Here is an 18,972-nt window from a genome sequence, read left to right as displayed (position 1 = left end):
CGGGAAAAATTATATGCGGAAATGGCCAGCGGTCTCAGCAAGGTCGCCCGCCTGGCTTTGCAGCGCGCTGGCCGCAGCAGCAGACTGTACAACGAGTTCAGCGTTCTGCTGCACCATGCGATCCAGGTGAGTCACCGCGTGGTTAATTTCATGGATGCCTTTCATCTGCTCGCGGGTGGCAATAGATATTTCACGCATAATGCCAGACACGCTCCCGACGCTGGCGCGGATCTCATCCATGCTGTCGCCCGCAAGGTGCACAAACCGGGAGCCGGTTGCAACGCTTTCGGTAGTGGAGTCAATAAGGGATTTTATCTCTTTCGCCGCCTGAGCGCTGCGGCTGGCCAGATTACGCACTTCCCCCGCAACGACCGCGAACCCACGGCCCTGCTCACCGGCACGAGCCGCTTCGACGGAGGCGTTAAGCGCCAGAATGTTGGTCTGGAAGGCGATGCCGTCAATCACGCTGGTGATATCGCCAATCTTTGCAGAAGCCACTTCGATGGACTGCATGGTGCTGATTGCCTGCGAGACAACTTCGCCGCCGCGCGCTGCGGCCGCAGAGGCCTTACTGGCCTGGTCGTTGGCCTCTTCGGCCGATTCATTCGACTGGGTGACGGAGGCGGTTATCTCTTCCACGGCGCTGGCGGTCTCACGCAGGCTGGACGCGGCCTGCTCGGTTCGTCCGGAGAGATCCTGATTACCTGCCGCAATCTCCTGCGCGGCGTTTTTCACTGAGGCGCTGGCGTCGCGAAGCTGGACCATCACCACCGAGAGCTTATTGCTGAAGGCGTTAAACGCCTGCGCAATTTGCGCCACTTCGTCATCGCCGCTATCCGGCAGACGCTGGGACAGATCGTTGGTGCCGTTGGCAATGCTGTGCATCGCGTCGCGAATGTCGGACAGGCGCTTAAGCAGGCGGGCTATCAGGAGGTGGACAATGGCGCCGCTCAGAAGCGCCAGAATCACCAGCGAGATTGCCGACGCTTTCAGCAAGGAATGCATGCCGGAGGTAGCGTCGCTGCTGTCGAGGGCGACGACCAGCAGCCAGTTCGTGCCCGGCACGGCTGAGGCGATAAAGGTTTTTTCCTCATCATTCAGCGTCCCGTCGACCGGATTACCGCTCTTCAGCGCCGTAAGGTCGATGCCTTTGATCGTCCCGGTAAACGGCTTCAGCGTCAGGGTTGGCTCGTTGGCGGCAATAACCGTGCCGTCGCTGTTCAGGAGCAACCCGCTGCTGGCAGGCGTTGGGTGGATCCCGCGCACGTTCGCCACCACGCTATCCATGGCGACATCGCCCGCTACCACCGCTTTCAGAGTACCATTCTCCTTCACCGGTACGGCAAACGTCACCACCAGCTTCCCGGTCCCGGCATCAACGTAGGGCGCCGTCACAACCGGGCCATCCGTGCTCACCACCTGCTGATACCAGGGACGAATGGTTGGGTCATAATCCGCCGGGACCCCCGCAGGATCGGAGAATTTCGCCGTCTTGCTGGCGTAGCCTGCGTAGACGTTGGTGAAGCCGCCCGCCTGGGCTAATTGCTTAAACACCGGAACCGGATCGTCAGCCAGCGCGATGCTCTGCGCTGAGGCAATCACCGTCATTTTGCTTTTGACCCAGTCGGCAATCGCCATATTGTGGCTGGCGCTGGTGCTGGTCAGTATATCGCGCTGCGACTGCTGATTATCCTGGCGCGTGACCTGAAAGTTGATAATGGTATTAAGAAGAAGGGCGACGACCATACAGCCTGTCGTCGCCGCAATAATGCGGGCGCGAATGGATCTGAACATAAGTGTAATACCTGCTGTGTTGTTTCCATGCCTATCGGCAATGGCGCAGGTAAACTTGATGCTGAAACCGCGTCCATAAGAAAATAATATTTTTAGCGATTTATTATTAAAAAGTTAATACTTTATCAGCGGTAAGAGTCCATTCAGCCAGTTCAACCAGCGTGCCAATTTCCACGCCATCAATCAGGGGCAGCCCGGTAATGCCGCGACCGTCGGTACAGGTTTTGCACAGCTTGACCGGAACGTTTTGCGCGGTCAGGATCTCCAGCATGTGTTGTATGTTGTAGCCCTCAGCGGGGTTCTGCCCTTTCAGCCCGGCCGTGACGGCGTCGGACATCAAAAAGAGGCGCAGCTCCAGCGCACTCTCCTTATCGCGCAGCGCGATTGCCAGGCGCAGGCTGTTAAAAAGGGATTCACTGCCGTAGGCCGCACCGTTGGCGACGATCACAATCTTCTGCATGTTGACTCCTGTTCTTTGAAAAGGCACGAATATTGCTTCTCATACCGAAGAATATGTATCGGAGAGAGAAACGATGACGATAGTGGCTGGCAGTTCGCCTGGTGCGACCGAATGGTTCCAGCGTGCAAGAATGCTGCGGGAGGAACAGCTCGGCAGATTAGCGCAGCTGGGCGCACTGGTGAACGGCATCAGTCGACTGGTGCATATGCTACAGTGCGAACGCGGTGCGTCAAATGTCTGGCTCTGCTCGCAGGGTAAATTGTACGGGCCTGAATGCAAGGCCAGCAGGGCTTTGGTGGATGAAAACCTTGCGGCATTGCACCTCCTGTTTAGCGAACCGCTGCCGGGCAGCGCCCTCTGCGAACGTATCGCCAGTGCACTGCACGGCCTTGAAACGCTGATGGTGCTGCGTGATGGCGTTACAGGTCAACGCGTCACCGCGCCGCAGGCGATGGAACACTACAGCCGCATACTGCGGCATCTGCTCAATATCGTACCTCAACTCAGCAACAGCATTGACGATCCGCACATCGCGGGCCGATTTGTGGCCCTTTACAGCCTGATGCAGGGCAAAGAACTTGTGGGACAAGAGCGGGCGTTAGGGGCTATTGGTTTCACCCAGGGATTCTTTAACGATGAAACTCGCCAGCGGCTGGTGGATCGCATTGATGGCCAGCAGGCCTGCTTCGAGGTTTTTATCTCCCATTGCACTCCAGACGTGCAGGAGTCATTTACCCTCAACTGCCTGCCGGGTCTGGAGACTGAAAAACTCAGGCGTGAAGCGTGCACCCGTCAGCCTCCGGCAGATAACGGCGATACCGCCCTCAAATGGTTTGCCCTGCAAACCGCGCGTCTTGAACATCTGCGCACGCTGGAGGAGGTGGCCATTGCCGATCTGATGACGGCAGTTGAGGAGCGTCGCTATAGCGAAAACCTGCACATAGACGATGAGTACGACGATATCCTGGCGCGATTTCCGGATAGACCACTGCTGCCGCTGGTGCGCCAGCAGGCGCGTGAAATTGAGCAACTCTCCCGTCAGCTTGCTTCCCTGCGCGACACGCTGGAGGAGCGCAAGACCATCGACAAGGCCAAAAGCGTGCTAATGACGCATCAGAACATGAGCGAGGAGCAGGCGTGGACAGCCCTGCGCAAAATGGCGATGGATAAAAACCAACGCATGGTGGATATCGCCCGTGCGCTCCTTACGGTGAAAAATCTGTGGAAGGTACCCCCTGGGGAGTAGTTGCACAGTCAGTGGGCATTTTATGCCTGATTGAGGTGCGTAAAACAGCGCTCTCCTTGCAGAAACCCCGTAAAGCCGGGGTTAAAAAGCTGGCATCACCTTTGCATTAACAGATTAACTATTTTTGACGATGCGCCAACGGCGGTGCATACGTCTTCGGGATAAAGGCGTCCAGCGGTGCTTCAGCACCGTCGGGCGCTTTTTTTTGCCTTTTTTCAGGAGCAATTATGGCGGATTTGTCGAGACGGCGTTTATTGCAGGCCAGCATGCTGGCGAGTGGTGCGATGCTGTTGCCGGGTGTCATGCAGGCCGCATGGGCGGCGGGGTCAGATAAGCCGGAGCAGGATACCGTGCGTATCGGGTTTATCCCCCTGACCGATTGCGCGCCAGTGGTTATCGCGGCCCTGAAAGGGTTCGATAAAAAACACGGCATTACCATTGTACCTACTAAAGAGGCGAGCTGGGCGGCGGTGCGCGACAAGCTGGTGGCAGGGGAGCTGGACGCCGCACACATTCTTTACGGCCTGCTGTACGGACTGGAGCTGGGTATCGCGGGCAAGCCGCAGCAGATGGCGAACCTGATGACTCTCAACCAGAACGGTCAGGCCATTACGCTCTCCAGTGATCTGGCGGAGAAGGGCGTTCGCGATCTCGACGGGCTGAAAAAGCTGATTACACAGCAGGCACCGGGAACCTACACCTTCGCGCATACCTTCCCGACGGGGACACACGCTATGTGGCTCTACTACTGGCTGGCCAGTGCGGGCATTAACCCGTTTGACGACGTGCGCACTGTGGTGGTCCCGCCGCCACAGATGGTGATGAACATGCGCATCGGCAACATGGTCGGGTTCTGCGTCGGCGAGCCGTGGAACGCGCGGGCGATTAACGACCGCATCGGGTTTACCGCCGCCACGTCACAGTCCATCTGGGCCGATCACCCGGAAAAGATCCTCGGCACCCGACGCGACTGGGTGGTGAAAAATCCGCACACCGCACGGGCGCTGGTGAGCGCCGTGATGGAAGCCGCGCGCTGGATCGAGGCGTCAGCGGAAAACAAACGTGAAACCGCGCAGATCCTCTCGCGCCGCGCATGGCTCAACTGCAAGGAACAGTACCTCACCGGACGCATGCTCGGCGAATACGACAACGGGCTCGGTCAGCGCTGGCAGGATGCGCACCCGATCCGTTTCTTCAATGAGGGTGCCGTGAGCTACCCGTATCTCTCCGACGGCATGTGGTTCTTAACCCAGTTCCGACGCTGGGGTTTGCTCAACGCCGCGCCGGATTATGCGGGCATCGCACAGCGCATTAACCAGACCGCGGTCTGGCAGGATGCCGCGACCGCCGTGGGCGGCATGTCCACACCGTCATCACCGTATCGCAGCAGTACCCTGATGGACGGCACCGTCTGGAACGGCACCGATCCGGAAGGGTACGCCAACCGCTTCGCCATTCACCGTAAAGGGGCCTGAGTATGCAGCATCTGCAAAATACGCAACCACAAGAGAAGTCAGAGAGCGGGGAAGTGATTGTCCTGCCTCCGCTACAGGTTCGCCGTCGTGCGCCAGCGTTTACGCGTCGGATGAATGAGTTTTTACAGCGCGTCATCCCGGCGCTGCTCGGTCTCGGTCTGCTGGTGGTGCTCTGGCAGCTGGCGGCGATAAACAGTAAAGGTTTCCCGACGCCGCTCAGCACGCTCGATTCGGCCATGACCCTGTTTGCCGATCCGTTTTATCGCGACGGGCCAAACGATATGGGCATTGGCTGGAACGTGCTGGCGTCGTTGCAGCGCGTCGCCATCGGCTTCGGTCTGGCGGCGCTGGCGGGCATTCCGCTGGGCTTTTTGATTGGGCGCTTCACCTTTTTCTCCCGCATGTTCAACCCGCTGATCGCGCTCCTGCGTCCGGTCAGCCCGCTGGCCTGGCTGCCTATCGGCCTGCTGCTGTTCCAGAAAGCGGAGCCCGCGTCGAGCTGGACCATTTTCATCTGCTCCATCTGGCCGATGGTCATTAACACCGCCGAAGGGGTGCGCCGTATTCCGCAGGACTACCTCAACGTGGCCCGGGTGCTGCAACTCTCAGAGTGGACCATCATGCGCCGCATTCTTTTCCCCGCCGTGCTGCCTGCGGTGTTGACCGGGGTACGTCTCTCCATTGGCATTGCCTGGCTGGTGATTGTCGCCGCCGAGATGCTCACCGGAGGTTTAGGCATTGGCTTCTGGATCTGGAATGAGTGGAACAACCTCAACGTCGAAAACATTCTCATCGCCATCGTCATCATTGGCGTGGTCGGGTTGCTGCTGGAGCAGGGGCTGATGCTGATCGCCCGTCGCTTTAGCTGGCAGGAAAAATAAGGAGTGAAGATGAAACCTTTAATTCAGGTCCAGGCCGTGAGCCAGCGTTTTTCCACCGCCAGCGGCGAGTTTCTGGCACTGCAAAACGTCTCTTTTGATATCCACGAGGGCGAAACCGTCAGTCTGATTGGTCACTCCGGCTGCGGCAAGTCGACGCTGTTAAACCTGATCGCCGGGATCACGCTGCCGACGGAAGGCGGGCTGATTTGCGACAACCGCGAAATCGCCGGGCCGGGGCCTGAGCGTGCGGTAGTGTTTCAGAATCATTCGCTGCTGCCGTGGTTAACCTGCTTCGACAACGTGGCGCTGGCGGTGGATCAGGTCTTCCGTCGCACCATGAGTAAGGCCGAGCGCAAAGAGTGGATTGAGCACAATCTCGACCGGGTACAGATGGGCCACGCGCTGCATAAGCGCCCCGGGGAGATCTCCGGCGGTATGAAGCAGCGCGTCGGTATTGCCCGGGCGCTGGCAATGAAGCCGAAAGTGCTGCTTATGGATGAGCCGTTTGGCGCGCTCGATGCGCTGACGCGTGCCCATCTTCAGGACTCGGTGATGCAGATCCAGCAGGCGCTGAACACCACCATCGTGCTCATCACCCACGATGTGGACGAGGCGGTACTGCTCTCTGACCGCGTACTGATGATGACCAACGGCCCGGCGGCCACCGTGGGTGAGATCCTGCGCGTCGATCTGCCGCGCCCGCGCAACCGGGTGCAGCTGGCGGACGATAGCCGCTATCACCATATGCGCCAGCAGATCCTCCATTTCCTCTACGAAAAACAGCCGAAAGCGGCGTAATGAGGGGGCACGATGCGACTGGTCATTATCGGTAATGGTATGGCGGCAACCCGGCTGATTGCATCGCTCACCGGGCATGTGCCCGGTCGTTTTGCTATCACCGTCATCGGTGACGAGCCGGAGCAGGCGTACAACCGCATCCAGCTTTCGCCGGTGCTGAGTGGTGAAAAGCAGGCGGAGCACATCTGTCTGCACGATGAAGACTGGTACACGGCACGAGGCGTGACGGTGCTGCGAGGAGAAACGGTGCTCGCAGTAGACGTTAACGCGCATAAAGTGCGTACCTCTGCTCGCACGCTGGGCTGGGATGCGCTGGTGTTTGCCACCGGGTCTACCCCTGTAGTGCCGCCGATCCCCGGCGGCGATGCGCCGCATGTGTTCACCTTTCGCACCCTGGCAGAGACCCGCGCCATCCAGAACCTCTCCGGTCCGGCGGTAGTGCTGGGCGGTGGCGTACTTGGCGTGGAAGCAGCGGCAGCGCTGGCGCGCAACGGTGACAACGTCACGCTCATCCATCGTGGTCCCTGGCTGATGGAACAGCAGCTGGATCAGCAGGCGGGACTGCTGCTTGAAGAGGCGCTGGCGGCGCGGGGCGTTAGCTGTGAACTCGCCTCTGGCATCGCGGCGATTAACGGCAAGAGCGTGACGCTACTCAACGGATGCCGCGTCACCGCCGCGCGCGTGGTGCTGGCCACGGGTGTACAGCCCAACGTTGCGCTGGCAAAAACCAGCGGCATTCGCTGCGCGCGCGGCATCGTGGTGGATCACCAGATGCAAACCTCCGTGCCGGATATCTACGCCATCGGCGAGTGCTGCGAAATTGACGGCCAGACATTTGGCCTGGTCGCCCCCTGTCTGGCGCAGGCGGATATTCTCGCCGCGCGGCTGGCCGGGGAGGTCACCGCGCCGTTTACCCGGACCGACAACGGCGTGCGTCTTAAGGTGACCGGCGTGGAGCTGTTCAGCCTCGGACGCGCGACGGCGCAGGCGGACGATGTGGTATGGAGTTCATGGGATCCGCTGACCCGTCACTATCGACGATTACTGATCCATCAGGGGACGCTGGCTGGCGTGCTGCTGCTGGGTGACTGCCGCAGCGCGGCAACCTTTACCGATTTACTGGCAACGGCTGCGCCCGCCCACGCGGACTGGCTGTTCGATCGTTTCACAACGCAACCGCAGGTTGCAGGACAGAACGCTATGACAAAACCTACTCTGGTGGTGGTTGGGCACGGTATGGTCGGCCATCATTTCCTCGAAGACTGCGTTAACCGCAATTTGCATCAGCAGTATCAGATTATTGTTTTTGGCGAAGAGCGCTATGCCGCCTATGACCGCGTGCATCTGTCGGAATATTTTGGCGGACGCAGCGCGGACTCGCTCTCGCTGGTGGCGGGGGAGTTCTTTGCCGATAACGGCATTGAACTGCGCCTCTCGCAGCAGATTGTCGCTATCGATCGTGATGCATACGTTGTGCGTACCGCCAGCGGCCATGAAACCCACTGGGATAAGCTGGTGCTGGCGACCGGCTCGTACCCGTTCGTACCGCCCGTTCCGGGCAGCGATCTGCCGGGTTGTTTTGTCTACCGCACCCTCGACGATCTGGACAACATTGCGGCCCATGCGGCAGGCTCTCGCCGCGGCGTGGTAATTGGCGGCGGCCTGCTGGGGCTGGAGGCGGCGAATGCGCTTAAGCAGCTAGGGCTGGAAACCCACGTGGTGGAGTTTGCGCCGAACCTGATGGCGGTGCAGCTCGACAGCGACGGTGCGGCAATGCTGCGCAGGAAAATTGAGGCGCTGGGCGTAGGGGTACACACCAGTAAATCGACGACGGAGATTGCCACCGCAGACGACGGGCTGGTGCTGCGTTTTGCCGAGGGTGAACAGCTGGAAACGGACATGGTCGTCTTCTCTGCCGGTATTCGTCCGCAGGACGCGCTGGCGCGCAACTGCGGGCTGGCTATTGGCGAGCGCGGCGGGATCTGTATTGACGATGGCTGCCGGACCTCCGATCCGGACGTGCTTGCCATCGGGGAATGCGCGCTGTGGGAGGGGAAAATCTTTGGCCTGGTGGCACCGGGCTACCAGATGGCGCGCGTGGCTGCCGCTGTGCTGGCGGGTGAGGAGAAGCGCTTCACCGGCGCGGATATGAGTACCAAACTCAAGTTGCTGGGGGTGGATGTGGCGTCGTTTGGCGATGCCCACGGGCGCACGCCGGGGGCGCTGAGCTACCAGTGGACGCACGGGCCGCAGCAAATCTACAAAAAAATTGTGGTCAGTCACGACAGCAAAACCCTGCTGGGTGGCGTGCTGGTGGGCGATGCCAGCGAATACGCCACGCTGGTGCAGATGATGCTTAACGGCATCAGTCTGCCAAAAGAGCCGGAAACGCTGATCTTACCCGCGTCGTCAGGCTGCACGCCAAAAGCGCTGGGCGTGGCGGCGCTGCCGGAAAGCGCGCAGATCTGTTCGTGTCATAACGTCAGCAAAGGGGATATCTGCCTGGCGGTAAGCGCGGGCGCAACGGATATCGGCACCATTAAGCAGTGCACCAAAGCGGCGACCGGCTGCGGAGGTTGTAGCGCGCTGGTGAAGCAGGTGATGGAGTTCCAGCTTGCGGAGCAGGGCGTGGAGGTGAAAAAAGATATCTGTGAGCACTTCCCGTACTCGCGTCAGGAGATATACCACCTGGTGCGCGTCAACCATATCCGGACCTTCGACCAGCTTATCAGCCGTTACGGACAAGGGCACGGCTGTGAGATCTGTAAACCGCTGGTGGGATCAGTGCTGGCCTCCTGCTGGAACGAATACCTGCTGAAACCGGCGCATCTGCCGCTGCAGGACACCAACGACCGCTACTTTGCCAATATTCAGAAGGACGGAACGTATTCCATCGTGCCGCGCATGCCTGCCGGGGAAGTGACGGCCGACGGGCTGATCGCCATCGGCCAGATTGCGAAACGCTATAGCCTTTACAGCAAAATCACCGGCGGACAGCGTATTGACCTGTTTGGCGCCACGCTCGAACAGTTGCCGGAAATCTGGCAGGCGCTGGTGGAGGCCGGATTTGAGACCGGACATGCGTACGGGAAATCCCTGCGCACGGTGAAATCCTGCGTCGGGTCGACCTGGTGTCGCTATGGCGTGCAGGACTCCACTGGCCTTGCGGTCAAACTGGAGCATCGCTACAAGGGGTTACGTGCGCCGCACAAAATCAAAATGGCGGTCTCCGGCTGTACCCGTGAGTGCGCAGAGGCGCAGAGCAAAGACGTGGGGGTGATTGCCACGGACAAGGGCTGGAACCTTTATCTGTGCGGCAACGGCGGGATGAAGCCGCGCCACGCGGATCTCTTTGCCAGCGATCTGGACGACGAAACGCTGATCCGCACCGTTGACCGTTTCCTGATGTTCTACATTCGCACGGCAGATCGTCTGCAACGCACCAGTACCTGGATGGATAATCTGGAAGGCGGCCTCGACTATCTGCGCGAGGTGATCCTGAACGACAGCCTGGGGATCGCCCACGAGCTGGAGCAGGAGATGGCCCGGGTGGTGGAGACCTATCAGTGCGAATGGCAAACCACCCTCAACGATCCTGATCGCCTGGCGCTGTTCCGCACCGCGGTGAATGTCCCTGCCGCGGCGGAGAGCAAGCGCTGGCAGGAAATTTGCGGCATCGATGATATCCCCGAGCAGGCGGGCATCGGCGCGCGGCTTGGCCGAAAACCGATTGCGCTGTTCCGCTTTGGAACGTCCGTTTATGCCCTGGACGACCTGGAGCCGGGCAGCAGCGCGAACGTGCTTTCGCGCGGCATCCTTGGCGATGCAGCGGGCGAGCCGGTGGTGATTTCCCCGCTTTATAAGCAGCGCATACGTCTGCGCGATGGATGTCAGGTGGAGAACGGCGAACCCGTGGTGCGCGCCTGGCCGGTAAAAATTGAAAACGGCAAGGTTTGGGTTGGAAGCCAAGAGCTGGTGATGCGTGCGGAGGCCTCATGACGGAAACCCGTACAACGTGCCCTTACTGCGGGGTGGGCTGCGGCGTGGTCGCCAGTGTGGAAGATGGCGCGGTAAGCGTTCGTGGGGATGAAACTCATCCGGCGAACTTTGGCCGCCTGTGCGTAAAAGGATCTGCCCTCGGGGAAACGACGGGGTTGCAGGGACGTCTGCTGCGCCCGGTTGTTGACGGCATGGAGGTGGCATGGCCGCAGGCGCTGGGTGAAGCGGGCGAGCGGCTACGGAAGATCATCAACGAATGGGGGCCGCAGGCGGTGGCGTTTTATGCCTCCGGCCAGCTGTTGACCGAGGATTACTATGCGGCCAACAAGCTGATGAAAGGCTTTATCGGGGCGGCGAACATTGATACCAACTCGCGGCTGTGCATGTCGTCAGCGGTGGTGGGCTACAAACGCGCCTTCGGTGAAGACATTGTGCCGTGCAGCTACGAGGACGTGGAAAACAGCGATCTGGTGGTACTCGTTGGCTCAAACGCGGCCTGGACGCATCCGGTGCTGTATCAGCGGCTGGTGCAGGCAAAACGCAGCAACCCGCAGATGAAAGTGGTCGTGATCGATCCGCGCAAAACCGCCACCTGCGATGTCGCTGACCTGCATCTGGCGCTTAAGCCCGGCAGCGACGCCGGGCTGTTTGTGGGATTGCTCAATCTGATTCAGGGTAGCGGCGAGTGGCCGATTCCTCACGTGGCCGCGTTTTGCGATCTGCCTTCAGACGAGATTGGCACCTTCTACGACTGGTTTGTCACTGCGCCACGCGCGATCACGCTCTACACCATGGGGATCAACCAGTCCTCCAGCGGCAGCGACAAGTGTAACGCCATCATTAACGTGCATCTTGCCAGCGGGAAGTTCAACCGTTCGGGCTGCGGCCCGTTTTCGCTGACCGGACAGCCAAACGCCATGGGCGGGCGGGAAGTGGGTGGGCTGGCGAACCAGCTGGCGGCGCACATGAACTTCGAGCCGGACGATCTTTCGCGTGTGGCGCGTTTCTGGGGAACCGAGCGGCTGGCACAAACGCCGGGGCTGATGGCGGTAGAGCTGTTTGACGCGATTGCCCGCGGCGAGGTGAAGGCGGTGTGGATCATGGGCACCAATCCTGCCGTGTCACTTCCCGACAGCCACGCGGTGTGCCAGGCCCTGGCAGCCTGCCCGCTGGTAATAGTATCTGAGGTGATGCAGGAGACGGACACCAGCCGGTTTGCTCATATCCGTTTTCCCGCCCTGGGCTGGGGCGAAAAAGACGGAACGGTGACCAATTCCGAGCGGCGTATTTCGCGCCAGCGCGCGTTTCTGCCTGCGCCGGGCGAGGCCAGACCGGACTGGTGGATCATCGCCCGGATCGCAGAGCAGCTCGGTTATGGCGATGCCTTCGCCTGGGAACACCCTCATGAGATATTTTGTGAACATGCGGCGCTGACGGCGTTTGAAAATAACGGCGAACGGGCGCTAAACCTGCGCGAACTGGCGTCGCTGTCGCGAGAGGCGTGGGACGAGCTGGCGCCTTATCAGTGGCATGCCGGTGATTTCCCGCAAAGAAATCTTGTACCGGTTGATCCTTTCTCACATGGGGCAGGCGTCGACGAATTGTACCCCTTGATACTGAATACCGGGCGGATCCGCGATCAGTGGCACACCATGACGCGCACGGGATATGTTTCGCGCCTGATGCAGCATATCGATGAGCCTTTTATTGAGATGAACGCAACCGATGCGGCGCGCGCGGGGCTGACTGACGGCCAGCTGGCGCGGATAAGTTCCCCGCGCGGGGTCATGGTTGCCAGAGTACGTATCTCTACCGCACAGCGTGCGGGCGAGCTGTTTGCGCCGATGCACTGGAACGCGCAGTTTGCCCGGCAGGGGAAGGTCAACGCGCTGGTGGAAGGGCGGGTTGATGCCTGGTCCGGCCAGCCGGAGAGTAAACAAACCGCGGTGAGGATCCTGCCCTGGCTACCCGCCTGGCAGGGGGAGCTGTATGCCCGCGAGTTGCCAGCGCTGCCGCCGTCGGTATGCTGGTGGCGTAAAGCCTCACGTCTGACGGTGGCGGGGGAGCAGCCGTTGCTGTCGTGGGTCATGGCGTACGCCAGCGGTCGGGGCTGGCAGTTACAGGTGGCACAGACGGGAGAACGCACCAGCGTGCTCGCCTGGCATCACGGCGAGCTGATGCTGGGCTACTGGGAAGGCCAGACGCTGCCGGCGCTGGCGCATGCGTTTATTGAAGAAGCCTTTGCTGCTGCGCCCGTACAACTCGCTGAACGCCACGCGCTGCTGCACGGACAACGGCCGGGCGAAGATGCCGATCCCGGGCGAATTATCTGTAGCTGCTTTAGCGTGGGTGAAAATACGATACGTAAGGCGATAGCCGGAGGCTGTAATTCTGCCGCAGCGCTGGGCGTGAAGCTGCGTTGCGGTACGAACTGCGGCTCCTGCCTGCCGGAGCTGAAAGGGTTGTTGGGATAATAGTGTAAAGGCGTCAGGTGGCGGCTTCGCACCGGCACGAATTTGTAGGTCGGGTAAGGCGAAGCCGCCACCCGACAATTCTGTTCAGGATATTCCTGAAATTTCTGTTAAGACTGGTTTTCAGGGCTTATGGCGTTAACATAATAAGTGTTTGTTCATAAACACAGGTTCTGATTGACGACGTTGAAGGCTGTATCGTCCCGCATCCATTTTTTGCTGTTACTCCCCCTTCTTACGGCTGGAGCCGTTCACGGTGCGCCGAAATCCTTCGTGCAGCAGGCGCAAAACCCGTTTGATAATAACGGCGATAGTCTGCCGGATCTCGGTATGGCGCAACCGACTACCGAAGGCGAAAAGCACCTGGCTGAAATGGCAAAGGCCTTCGGTGAAGCCAGTATGATCGATAACGGCCTGACGGCCGGTCAGCAGGCGCGACAGTTCGCGTTTGGCAAGGTGCGGGATGCCGTCAGCGGGGAAGTCAACGAGCAGATTGAATCCTGGCTTTCCCCCTGGGGTAACGCCAATGTCAATGTACTGGTGGATGACGACGGTAACTTTAACGGCAGCAGCGGAAGCTGGTTTATCCCCTGGAGCGACAACACCCGCTATCTGAGCTGGAGCCAGCTTGGCCTGACGCAGCAGACAGACGGGCTGGTGAGCAACGTCGGGATCGGGCAGCGCTGGGTTGCCGGAAACTGGCTGCTGGGCTACAACACCTTTTACGACAACCTGCTGGAAGACAACCTGCAACGTGCCGGACTGGGCGCAGAGGCGTGGGGCGAAAACCTTCGCCTGTCGGCCAATTACTACCAGCCGTTCGCTGGCTGGCAGCCGCGTTCCGACATCCGGGAGCAACGCATGGCGCGCGGGTACGACGTAACGGCCAAAGCCTGGCTTCCCTGGTTTCATCACCTGAACACCAGCGTCAGCTTTGAACAGTATTTTGGCGATAACGTCGATCTGTTTAACAGCGGTACGGGGTATCACAACCCGGTTGCGGTCAACCTGGGGCTGAATTATACCCCCGTTCCGCTGGTCACCCTGACGGCTGCTCATAAGCAGGGGGAGAGCGGCGTTAGCCAGAATAACCTCGGGCTGAAGCTCAACTATCACTTTGGCGTGCCGCTGGCGAAACAGCTTTCCGCCGGGGAAGTGGCGGCGACGCGCTCGCTGCGGGGCAGCCGCTATGATTCACCTGAGCGTGATAATCTGCCCGTGATGGAATTCCGTCAGCGTAAAACCCTCTCGGTCTATCTGGCCACGCCGCCGTGGGATCTTAAGCCAGGCGAAACTGTGATGCTGAAGCTGCAAATTCGCAGCACGCACGGTATCCGTCAGATCCGCTGGCTGGGTGATACCCAGGCGCTCAGCCTGACCTCACCGGCAAACAGCAACAGCAGCGATGGCTGGAGCATAATCATGCCCGCCTGGAACGACGCGGAAGGGGCGAAAAACGAATGGCGGCTTACGGCCGTGGTGGAAGATAAGGATGGGCAGCGTGTCTCCTCCAATGAGATCACGCTTTCCGTGGTGCAACCGCTCGTCGCAATGCCTGCCGACGATCCACGGTGGAAGTTGCTGCCGGATGAGTAAGTTAAAAAATGCGCTCCTGATGCACCCAGACGGCGGCTTCGACGCGGGATTTTAACTTCATTTTCTTCAGCATGTGTTTGACATGCACTTTGACCGTGCTCTCGGTGATGTCCAGACGGCGGGCGATCATTTTGTTCGGCAGACCCTGAGCAATCAGCTTCAGAATGTCGCGCTCGCGCGGGGTCAACTGGCTGACGTCACGGTCAGACGTGGCGCGGTTCGCACGCAGGCTGGCGGCCAGTACCGGCGTTAACGCTTCACTCAGCACCATCTCGCCTGCGGCAGCCTGTTGCAGCGCCTTGAGCAGATCTTCCGGCTCCATATCTTTCAGCAGATAGCCGTCTGCCCCCCGCTTGAGGGCGGTGACCACGTCTTCTTCATGGTTTGAGACGCTGAAGACCACCACCCGGCCAGAGAGGGATTTCTCCCGCAGCTTGTCGAGGGTTTCCAGGCCATTCATGCCCGGCATGTTGAGATCGAGCAAGATCAAATCAGGATCGAGCGATTCGGCAAGTTCAATACCCTGTTCGCCGTTGCTGGCTTCCCCGACGACGGTGATATCGGGCGCCATGCTGACAAGCTGTTTAACGCCAGTGCGCAGCATCGGATGATCGTCAATCAACAGGATAGATGCCGGTTCCTGATTAGTCATGGTTTTCTCCTTGAGCAGTTATGAGGGGCTTTTCGGGTATAAAGGTGACCACGACTTCGGTGCCACCTAACTCTCCCCGGCGAACCTGGCAATCACCGCGCAGGCTTTGCGCGCGGTCTCGCATGATGATTAAACCATAATGGTTCGTTCGTTCGGCATTTTCCGGCACGCCGCGGCCGTTATCCTGAACCCTGAGCTTCACCTGATTATCCTGGCAGCTGACGGTGACCGTGACGGCCGTCGCCTCGGCATGCTTGAGCACGTTGCTCAGGGCTTCACGGGCAATTTGCAGCAAATGGATCGCCTGGTGAGAGGGGACAAAACGCGGTGGCAACTGGTAATCCAGCTTCACCGGGAAGCCCAGCCTGGCACTAAATTCCTGACAGCTGGACTCCAGCGCAGGGCGTAGCCCCGGCTCGGTGAGCTGTAAACGGAAGGTGGTCAGCAGCTCGCGAAGCTGAATCCACGAGGTGTTAAGCTCGTTGCGGATCTGGCTGAGCAGCTGTTTGCTGCTCTCGGGCATGCCTTCGTCCTGCATTTGCAGGCAACTCACCTGCATCTTCATGCAGGAGAGGGACTGGGCGATGGAGTCGTGCAGCTCGCGAGCGATGGTGGCGCGCTCCTCCATCACGATCAGCTGCTGCTGTTTTTCCTGGTGACGGTCGAGCGCCAGCGTGGCCGTGAGCTGCTCTACAAGAGTATCGACCAGCTGCTGCTGGTCGTGGCTCAGGTGACGTCCGGCGGGCAGGGTGGCCAGCAAAATACCGTACTGGGTATGGCTGTCCATCAGCCGCCACTTGAGGGTCGTGCCGCTGGTGGTAAGCGGCGGCAAGCCGCGCGGGCACAGATGACACCCTTTATCGTCGCAGGAGACGTCCGACTGACAGGTAAATTCCTGATGGTTTTCCTCATCTTCAACGTCATAAACCCGTAGCTCAAGATCGTGGAGCAGAGTCAGGTTTTGCAGGCCGTTCAGTACCGGCGAGAGACGCTCGCAAAGCGGTACCTGCATATGCAGGCGACGGTTCGCCTGCCAGAGGAAAGAGAGGATCTCGTTTTTCTGCTCAAGCCCGGCGGTTTTCTCCTGGACGCGTTTTTCCAGTACCGCGTAGCTTTCAGATAGCTCCGCCGACATGGTGTTGAGCGCCTCGCCGAGCATCGCCATTTCGTTGCGCCCGCTGATGTGCGTGCGTTGGGTAAAATCGCGCTGTGTGACGGCGCGGGCCATCGCCAGGAGTTGCTTCCAGGGGTTAAGCAACCGCGCGCGCAGCCAGATAACCGTGAAAATCAGCAGCAAACCCATAAACAGCGCCATTGCGCGGTGAACCATCACCACGCGGTCAATGCGTAACTCTGTGGTGCGATCGAACGAGGAGACGAGATGATCGATGCGTGACACAAACCCGGCGACATCCTGGGCGACCGTTTCCCGGTCTTCCGCCCGCTTTAACCCGGGCTCCAGCTGGGTATGCCAGTAGCCCTGAAGCGCCTTAAGCTGAGATTGCTGGCCGTCACGGATGGCGGCTCTTTTCAGTTCAGGGCTGAATGCGGTACGCTCCATTTCGTCGATAAGCGGTTGGTCAGCCTGCGTCAGCGGCACCGACGCCAGCAGCCGGTAACTCTGCATACGTAGCGAGCCTGCCTCGTTGATGGCATGCGCATTACCCTGCACACCCTGTACCAGCCAGCCAGAAATAGCCATGCCGGTCACACCGATAGCGGTGGACAGCAGAACAATAAGCGCCAGCTGGTTAACCAGCGTCAACGGAGATAAACATCTTTTTAACATAGAGTTGCCGGGCTCCTGACGTGACCTGATTGCAGGAATGGCGCTATTCTGGTGCATACCCTGGAGTATACCCATACCAATAAAGGATTACCTCTAAATTGCCAGAGAGGTAACGGTTAGTGGGTGGACGAAGCAGGGATGCGTCAGCACCGTGAAAAACCACACCTTTTTTACGTTTTGTATCTACTCATTAAGAGTGATGGCTTTTTTTTCGCCGCAAAACCTCCCACTTTTCCTTTGATTTATATCAACTTACCGCCGCCCTAAAGCCCTAATGTTTGCAGCATCATTCGAGAATCAGAGGTGTCTATGAGTCACTCTTCCGCTCCCGAAAGGGAAACTGGTGCCGTTATTACAGACTGGCGTCCAGAGGATCCGGCGTTCTGGCAACAGCGCGGCCACCGTATAGCAAGTCGTAATCTGTGGATTTCCGTGCCATGTCTGTTACTGGCGTTTTGCGTCTGGATGTTGTTCAGTGCGGTTGCGGTTAACCTGCCAAAAGTGGGCTTTACCTTTACCACCGATCAGCTGTTTATGTTGACTGCGTTGCCGTCGCTTTCAGGCGCACTGCTGCGCGTTCCTTACGCGTTTATGGTGCCGGTCTTTGGTGGTCGTCGCTGGACGGCTTTCAGTACCGGGATCATGATCGTGCCGTGCGTGTGGCTCGGTTTTGCGGTGCAGGATACCTCTACACCGTTTAGCGTGTTCGTGATTATCTCTCTGCTGTGCGGTTTTGCGGGGGCGAACTTTGCGTCCAGTATGGCAAACATCAGCTTCTTCTTCCCGAAAGCGAAGCAGGGTGGTGCGCTGGGCATTAACGGCGGTCTGGGTAACATGGGCGTGAGCGTGATGCAGCTGATTGCTCCGCTGGCGATCTCGGTTTCCATCTTTGCGGCGTTTGGCGGCGGCGGTGTGACGCAGCCCGACGGTTCAGTGCTGTTCCTGCAAAATGCCTCCTGGATTTGGGTACCGTTCCTGGTGGTCTTTACCCTGGCGGCATGGTTCTTCATGAACGACCTGTCCGCGTCCAAAGCGTCCCTGAGCGAGCAGCTGCCGGTTCTGAAACGTGGCCACCTGTGGGTAATGGCACTGCTGTATCTGGCGACCTTCGGCTCGTTCATCGGTTTCTCCGCAGGCTTTGCCATGCTGTCGAAAACCCAGTTCCCGGACGTACAGATCCTTCAGTTTGCCTTCTTCGGTCCGTTTATTGGCGCGCTGGCACGTTCGCTGGGCGGGATGATCTCCGACCGTCTGGGCGGAACGCGCGTTACGCTGGTGAACTTTGTATTGATGGCCATCTTCTGTGCACTGCTGTTCCTGACGCTGCCTGCGGGTGGTGAGGGAGGTAACTTCTTTGCCTTCTTCGGCGTCTTCATGGTGCTGTTCCTGACCGCCGGGCTGGGCAGTGCGTCTACTTTCCAGATGATCTCTGTCATCTTCCGCAAGCTGACCATGGACCGCGTGAAAGCGCAGGGCGGGAGCGACGAGCAGGCGATGCGTGAAGCCGCCACCGATACCGCTGCGGCGCTTGGGTTTATCTCTGCGATTGGCTCGATTGGCGGCTTCTTTATTCCAAAAGCGTTCGGTATCTCACTGGATCTGACCGGCTCTCCGGCGGGTGCGATGAAGGTATTCCTCGTCTTCTATATCGCCTGTGTGGTCATCACCTGGCTGGTATATGGCCGTAATACCAAGAAAAACAAGTAAGCTTGATTATCCGTTTGCGCGGCCTGAGTGCCGCGCTTTTTTTAATCGCTTAATAGTTACAACATACTAATAGCGTTTCCCGTAGTCGCACGCAGGTAACGCTG

General features: G+C 59.3%; 12 protein-coding genes. 8 read left to right on the top strand and 4 right to left on the bottom strand.

All coding sequences use genetic code 11. The features are described from left to right. Positions 1 to 9 precede the first annotated feature (9 nt). Entirely contained in the window at positions 10 to 1,794 is a 1,785-nt protein-coding gene (locus ACQG2Q_RS13310; RefSeq protein ID WP_063849123.1) for a methyl-accepting chemotaxis protein, read from the bottom strand. A 106-nt stretch (positions 1,795 to 1,900) separates the two neighbouring features. Continuing rightward, on the bottom strand, positions 1,901 to 2,254 hold the full coding sequence (locus ACQG2Q_RS13305) for a DsrE/DsrF/TusD sulfur relay family protein (RefSeq protein ID WP_063849122.1): 354 nt from the start codon (positions 2,252 to 2,254) through the stop codon (positions 1,901 to 1,903). Between the two features lie 73 nt (positions 2,255 to 2,327). Here ACQG2Q_RS13305 and nasR point away from each other — a divergent pair, with 73 nt between their 5' ends. From nasR to ACQG2Q_RS13270, 7 genes are all read left to right on the top strand, one after another. Continuing rightward, positions 2,328 to 3,500: a nitrate regulatory protein NasR gene (gene nasR / locus ACQG2Q_RS13300; RefSeq protein WP_063849121.1), complete on the top strand. Its 1,173-nt coding sequence runs from the start codon at positions 2,328 to 2,330 to the stop codon at positions 3,498 to 3,500. Positions 3,501 to 3,727: 227 nt separating this feature from the next. Next, a complete protein-coding gene (locus tag ACQG2Q_RS13295) occupies positions 3,728 to 4,975 on the top strand; it encodes a CmpA/NrtA family ABC transporter substrate-binding protein (RefSeq protein ID WP_022648370.1) in 1,248 nt (415 codons plus the stop codon). Positions 4,976 to 4,977: 2 nt separating this feature from the next. Then, entirely contained in the window at positions 4,978 to 5,856 is an 879-nt protein-coding gene (gene ntrB / locus ACQG2Q_RS13290) for a nitrate ABC transporter permease (protein ID WP_022648369.1), read from the top strand. Between the two features lie 9 nt (positions 5,857 to 5,865). Further along, entirely contained in the window at positions 5,866 to 6,654 is a 789-nt protein-coding gene (locus ACQG2Q_RS13285; protein WP_042715167.1) for an ABC transporter ATP-binding protein, read from the top strand. Positions 6,655 to 6,666: 12 nt separating this feature from the next. Then, positions 6,667 to 10,653, top strand: coding sequence for a nitrite reductase large subunit NirB (gene nirB, locus ACQG2Q_RS13280; RefSeq protein WP_074169577.1), 3,987 nt, complete (start codon positions 6,667 to 6,669; stop codon positions 10,651 to 10,653). Next, complete coding sequence (locus ACQG2Q_RS13275) at positions 10,650 to 13,127, top strand: nitrate reductase (protein WP_063849120.1); 2,478 nt, start codon at positions 10,650 to 10,652, stop codon at positions 13,125 to 13,127. Before nirB ends, ACQG2Q_RS13275 begins: the two co-directional genes overlap by 4 nt. Positions 13,128 to 13,301: 174 nt before the next feature. Continuing rightward, on the top strand, positions 13,302 to 14,720 hold the full coding sequence (locus tag ACQG2Q_RS13270; RefSeq protein WP_063849119.1) for a YchO/YchP family invasin: 1,419 nt from the start codon (positions 13,302 to 13,304) through the stop codon (positions 14,718 to 14,720). Between the two features lies 1 nt (position 14,721). On the opposite strand, the gene narL is transcribed toward ACQG2Q_RS13270, so the two are convergent. Together narL and narX are read right to left on the bottom strand one after the other, a co-directional pair. Beyond that, positions 14,722 to 15,372: a two-component system response regulator NarL gene (gene narL / locus ACQG2Q_RS13265; RefSeq protein WP_003856701.1), complete on the bottom strand. Its 651-nt coding sequence runs from the start codon at positions 15,370 to 15,372 to the stop codon at positions 14,722 to 14,724. Continuing rightward, a complete protein-coding gene (gene narX, locus ACQG2Q_RS13260; protein WP_063849118.1) occupies positions 15,365 to 17,161 on the bottom strand; it encodes a nitrate/nitrite two-component system sensor histidine kinase NarX in 1,797 nt (598 codons plus the stop codon). Before narX ends, narL begins: the two co-directional genes overlap by 8 nt. A 309-nt stretch (positions 17,162 to 17,470) precedes the next feature. On the opposite strand from narX, the gene ACQG2Q_RS13255 reads away from it, so the two are divergent. After that, positions 17,471 to 18,868 (top strand): NarK family nitrate/nitrite MFS transporter, encoded by a 1,398-nt coding sequence (locus ACQG2Q_RS13255; RefSeq protein WP_426759192.1) that lies wholly within the window; start codon positions 17,471 to 17,473, stop codon positions 18,866 to 18,868. The last annotated feature ends 104 nt before the right edge of the window (positions 18,869 to 18,972 follow it).

The organism is Enterobacter cloacae complex sp. 370H10 (assembly GCF_050031535.1).
Classification (GTDB): Bacteria; Pseudomonadota; Gammaproteobacteria; order Enterobacterales; family Enterobacteriaceae; genus Enterobacter; species Enterobacter intestinihominis.
This window is presented reverse-complemented; position numbering and strand designations above follow the sequence as displayed.